At 33.8% G+C, this 588-nt stretch carries 1 pseudogene; it reads left to right on the top strand.

Features of this window, described 5'->3' with window-relative positions:
- Positions 1–448 (top strand): annotated as a pseudogene (locus tag FUA24_RS03120) (recombinase RecA); the annotation flags it as partial.
- Positions 449–588 lie beyond the last annotated feature (140 nt).

Here is a 588-nt window from a genome sequence, read left to right as displayed (position 1 = left end):
TAGCAAAACTAACTGTACTGTTATTTTTATTAACCAGTTGCGCGAAAAAATTGGTGTTATGTTTGGTAACCCAGAAACCACAACAGGTGGTAATGCCTTAAAATTCTATGCATCGGTTAGGTTAGATATTCGTCGTTCAACACAAATAAAAGATAGCGCTGGCGAAGTTTCTGGTAATAAAACCCGTGTTAAAGTAGTTAAAAACAAAGTAGCACCACCATTTAAAATGGCCGAGTTTGATATTATGTATGGCGAAGGCGTTAGTAAAGTTGGCGAAATTTTAGATATTGCTGTTGATAATGAAATTATAAAGAAAAGTGGCTCTTGGTTTAGCTACGGCGATACCAAATTAGGCCAAGGTAGAGATGCCGTAAAAGCCTTAATAAAAGATAATCCTGAACTTATGGATGAACTTGAAACTAAGGTTAGAGAAATTGTAGCCTCATAAAAATATTTTAAAAATCCCGATTAATTCGGGATTTTTTGTTTCGCATACGCAACCATTCAATATTACCAGCATCTAAAGGGTATAAACATGTATTTAACCCTAATATTATTTGCTATGAAAAGAGTTATTATGCTATGTTT

Source organism: Seonamhaeicola marinus (assembly GCF_008085455.1).
Note: the sequence above shows the minus strand (reverse complement) of the source record. Positions and strands in the feature narration are given on the sequence as shown.